At 77.1% G+C, this 582-nt stretch carries 1 protein-coding gene; it reads right to left on the bottom strand.

Features of this window, described 5'->3' with window-relative positions; all coding sequences use genetic code 11:
* A partial coding sequence (locus tag ACWJ6R_RS37765) for a hypothetical protein (RefSeq protein ID WP_449066772.1) occupies positions 1-560 on the bottom strand: 560 nt, incomplete at its 3' end.
* Positions 561-582 lie beyond the last annotated feature (22 nt).

Genomic DNA, 582 nt, shown 5'->3' with positions numbered 1-582 from the left:
CCGCCGGGCGGCCAGATGTGCCGGGCCTGTACGGCGGGCGCGCCGGGGGCCGGGACCCAGGCGGTGGCCTCCAGCCGGTCCAGCCGTCTGCGCACGGCGGCCAGTTCCCGCCGGTGACGCGTGACCGCCCGCGATCCGAGGGTCCGGCGGCCCTCCCCGCGGAACCGGGGAAGGCCCCGGTACAGCATGGGCAGCGTGAGCATCGCCCAATAGGCCGCGGTGACGCCGGTCGCCGCCCAGCGGGTCTGCGGCGAGCTGCCGGCGGCCACCATCGTCAGGCCCGCGATGCCGTACATCGTCCAGCCCACCCGGGTGCCCCACGACCGCCACAGCACCGCCGGCAGCCACATCGCGCAACCGGTCACCACCCAGGCCCACTCGATCTGCCCCACGGTGACGGCCAGCCCGTCCGCGTGCTCGGTCAGGTAGGCGTGGACGGGCCGGGTGAAGACCTGGATCCAGGCGGCATCGCGCAGCAGCCGCAGCCCGTCCGCCAGCGGCGACGACAGCGCCGCCACCAGCCAGGTCAGGGCCGGCACCGCCACGAGGGCGGCCGCCACGCGAGGTGGCCGACGCCCCGGG

The sequence above is a fragment of the Planomonospora algeriensis genome, assembly GCF_977012225.1.
This window is presented reverse-complemented; position numbering and strand designations above follow the sequence as displayed.